At 75.5% G+C, this 4160-nt stretch carries 1 protein-coding gene; it reads left to right on the top strand.

Annotated features, from left to right (window positions below):
* Positions 1-4160: SDR family NAD(P)-dependent oxidoreductase (locus ACIQU6_RS43890; protein ID WP_403488207.1), on the top strand; the 4160-nt coding region annotated here is incomplete at both ends.

A 4160-nucleotide genomic window follows, 5' to 3' on the forward strand; every position in this document is an offset into this window, starting at 1 on the left:
CCGGGCTGTTGCGGAGAGCCTCGACTATCACGAGCCGCGGATTCCGGTGGTGTCGAATGTGACGGGTGGGGTGGCTGCGGCGGGGGAGTTGGGTTGCGCTGATTACTGGGTGCGGCATGTGCGGGCGACGGTCCGGTTCGCCGACGGTGTGCGGGCGTTGGTGGAGCGTGGTGCGAACGCCTTCCTGGAGATCGGCCCCGACGGGGTCCTCTCCGCGCTCGCCCGCACCGTACTGCCCGCCGATGCGCTGGTGACGCCCACCCTGCGCAAGGACCGCGGCGAGGAGAGCGCCCTGCTCACCGGGTTGGCCAGGCTGCACGTCGCCGGCGAGACCGTCGACTGGGGCGCCGCCCTGGCCGACACCGGGGCGCGGGGCGCCGACCTCCCGACCTACGCCTTCCAACGCGAGCGGTTCTGGCCGGAGTTGGCGACCGGGTCCGACGGCGGTGGTGCGGACGCCGCCGATGCGGAGTTCTGGGCCGCCGTGGAACGCGCGGACGTGTCGGCGCTCGCCGCCCGGCTGGACATCGACGGCGAACAACTCGGCCCCGTACTGCCCGCACTGTCCGCCTGGCGCACCCGCCGCCGCGCCGACTCGGCTGTCAATGCCCTGCGATACCGGGAGGGTTGGGAGCCGCTCGCGCTCGACGGAGCGCCGCGCGACAGCGGCGGCATCCTGGCCGTCGTCCCTGCGACCGTGGCCGACGACCCGTGGATCGCCGACGTGCTCGCCGCCCTCGGCCCGGACGTCCACCGGGTGGACGTGGCCGGCGACGGCACCGGCCGGGCCGCGTTCGCCGCACTGCTCACGGCGGCTGCGCAGGGCCCCGACCGTGGCGAACTCGCCACCGTCGTCTCGCTGTTGGCGCTGGACGAGACCGCCGGTGACGACGCGGTGCCGGCCGGCGTCACCGCCACCGCCGCCCTCGTCCAGGCCCTCGCCGACACCGGCTGCCCGGCCCATCTCTGGTCCCTGACCCGGGGCGCGGTCGCCGCACTCCCCGGCGAGCGGCCGGACGCGCCCGCGCAGGCCGCCGTCTGGGGGCTGGGCCGGGTCGCGGCGCTGGAACTCCCGCGCCACTGGGGCGGGTTGATCGACCTGCCCGTCGCACTCGACGAGCGCACCGCGCGCCGGCTGCCCGCCGCACTCGCCGGCGCCGGCGACGAGGACCAGCTCGCCCTGCGCGCCACCGGCGCCTACGGCCGCCGCCTCGCCGCGGCGCCCGCCCCCGACCACGGCCCCGCCTCCGCATGGCGGCCCACCGGCACCGTGCTGATCACCGGCGGAACCGGCGCCCTCGGTCGGCATACGGCGCGCTGGCTCGCCGCCCACGGTGCGGAGCACCTGATGCTGCTCAGCCGCCGTGGCCCCGACGCACCCGGTGCCGACGACCTGGCCGCCGAACTGACCGCCCTGGGCGCCCGCGTCACCCTGGCGGCGTGCGACGCCGCCGACCGGCAGCAGCTCACCCGGGTCCTCGCCGAGATCCCCGCGGACCGCCCGCTGACCGCCGTGGTGCACGCCGCGGGCGTCCTCGACGACGGCGTGCTGACCGGCCTCACCCCGGACCGGTTCGCCGCGGTCTTCCGCGCCAAGGTCGCCCCCGCCCTCCTCCTGGACGACCTGACCCGGGACGCCGAGCCCACGGTCTTCGCGCTGTTCTCCTCCGTCGCCGGCGCCGTCGGCAACCCCGGCCAGGCCGGCTACGCCGCCGCCAACGCCGTCCTCGACGCCCTCGCCGAGCGGCGCCGCGCACAGGGCCTGGCGGCCACCTCGATCGCCTGGGGCGCCTGGGCCGGCGACGGCATGGCCGCCCGCCACACCCGCCCCGGCGCCGACCCCGTCGGGCTGCTCGCCCCGGACCTCGCCGTACCGGCCCTGGCCCGCGCGGTGACCGAGCCGCACCCCACCCTGATCATCGCCGACCTGCAACAGCCCCGGCTGCTGGAATCGTTGCTGGCCCTGCGGCCCAGCCCGCTGCTCGACCGACTGCCCGCCGCCCGCGCCGCGGCCCGCACGGTCCAGGAGGCGCACCGCCAACAGGCCGGCGCCGCCGCCGAACTGCGCGACCACCTGGCCGGCACCGCACCCGCCGACCGCACCGGCGTCCTCCTCCGCGCGGTCCGCACCACCGCCGCCGCGGTGCTCGGCCACCACGGCGCCGACGCCATCCGTAGCGACAAGCCCTTCCGCGACCTCGGCTTCGACTCGCTGACCGCCGTGGAACTGAGCAACGCCCTCGCCGCCACCACCGGCCTGTCCCTCCCGCCCAGCCTGGTCTTCGACCACCCCACCCCGCGTGCCCTCGCCACCCACCTCCTCGCCGAACTCACCGGCGACCGGCCGGACTCCACCCCGGCGGCCTCACCGGCGTCGGCCGCCCCGGCCGACGACGACCCCATCGTCATCGTCGGCATGGCCTGCCGCTTCCCCGGCGGCGTCACCACGCCCGAGGAGCTCTGGCAACTGCTGAGCGAGGGCCGTGACGGCATCGACGCGTTCCCCACCGACCGCGGCTGGGACCTCGACCTGCTCGCCGGCGACGGGCAGGGGCGCAGTGCCACCCGCGTCGGCGGATTCCTCTACGACGCGGCCGACTTCGACCCCGGCTTCTTCGACATCTCCCCGCGCGAGGCCCTCGCCATGGACCCCCAGCAGCGGCTGCTGTTGGAGACCGCCTGGGAGGCCGTCGAGCGCACCGGCACCGACCCGACCCGGCTCCGCGGCTCCCGCACCGGCGTCTTCATCGGCACCAACGGCCAGGACTACGCCGGCCTCGTGCTCCGCGCCCAGGAGGACGTCGAGGGACACGCCGGTACCGGACTGGCCGCCAGCGTCATCTCCGGCCGCCTGGCCTACGCCTTCGGCTTCGAAGGCCCCGCGGTCACCGTGGACACCGCCTGTTCCTCCTCCCTCGTCGCCCTGCACTGGGCCGCCCAGGCACTGCGCTCGGGCGAGTGCACCATGGCGCTGGCCGGCGGCGTCACCGTCATGACGACCTCCACCAGCTTCGCCGGCTTCACCCGCCAGGGCGGCCTGGCGCCGGACGGACACTGCAAGGCGTTCTCCGACGCCGCCGACGGCACCGGCTGGTCCGAGGGCGTGGGCGTCCTCGTCGTCGAACGCCGCTCCGACGCCCTCCGCAACGGCCACGACATCCTCGCCGTGGTGCGCGGCTCCGCCGTCAACCAGGACGGTGCCTCCAACGGCCTGACAGCGCCCAACGGCCCCTCCCAACAGCGCGTCATCCGGCAGGCGTTGACCGGCGCCGGCCTGACCCCGGCCGACGTGGACGCCGTCGAGGCGCACGGCACCGGCACCGTTCTCGGCGACCCCATCGAGGCCCAGGCGGTCCTGGCCACCTACGGCCAGGGCCGCCCGCAGGACCGGCCGCTGCTGCTCGGCTCGGTGAAGTCCAACCTCGGCCACACCCAGGCAGCCGCCGGCGTCGCCGGCCTGATGAAGATGGTGCTGGCCCTCCAACACGGCTCCCTGCCGCGCACCTTGCACGTCACCGAACCCTCCACCCGGGTCGACTGGACCACCGGCGCCGTCCGACTGCTCACCGAGCACACGGCCTGGCCGGAGACCGGCCGACCGCGCCGGGCCGGTGTCTCCTCGTTCGGCATCAGCGGCACCAACGCCCACGTCGTCCTGGAACAGGCCGCACCCGACGAGCCGTCCGTCGAGCCGGCCGCGGTGATCCGGACGCCGGCGCTCACCCCGTGGGTGGTCTCGGCACGCTCCGCTCCTGCCCTCGACGCCCAGATCACCCGTCTGCGCGCCTTCGCCGCGGACTGGCCCGCCCTCTCGCCCGTCGACCTCGCCCACTCCCTCGTCACCAGCCGCGCCACCTTCGAGCACCGGGCCGTCCTCCTGGCCGGCACCGACGGCATCGCCGAGACCGCCCGCGCGGAGGCCCGCGAACGTCGCACGGCCTTCCTCTTCTCGGGTCAGGGTGCGCAGCGTCTGGGTATGGGGCGTGAGTTGTATGCGGCTTTCCCGGTGTTCGCGGATGCCTTCGATGAGGTTGTGGCGTTGTTGGATGTGGAGTTGGGGCTGGATGTCTCTCTGCGGGAGGTGGTGTGGGGAGGTGAGGGTGAGTGTGGGTTGTTGGATCGGACGCGTTGTGCTCAGCCGGCGTTGTTTGCGGTGGAGG

The organism is Streptomyces sp. NPDC090442 (assembly GCF_044769405.1).
Lineage (GTDB): Bacteria > Actinomycetota > Actinomycetes > Streptomycetales > Streptomycetaceae > Streptomyces.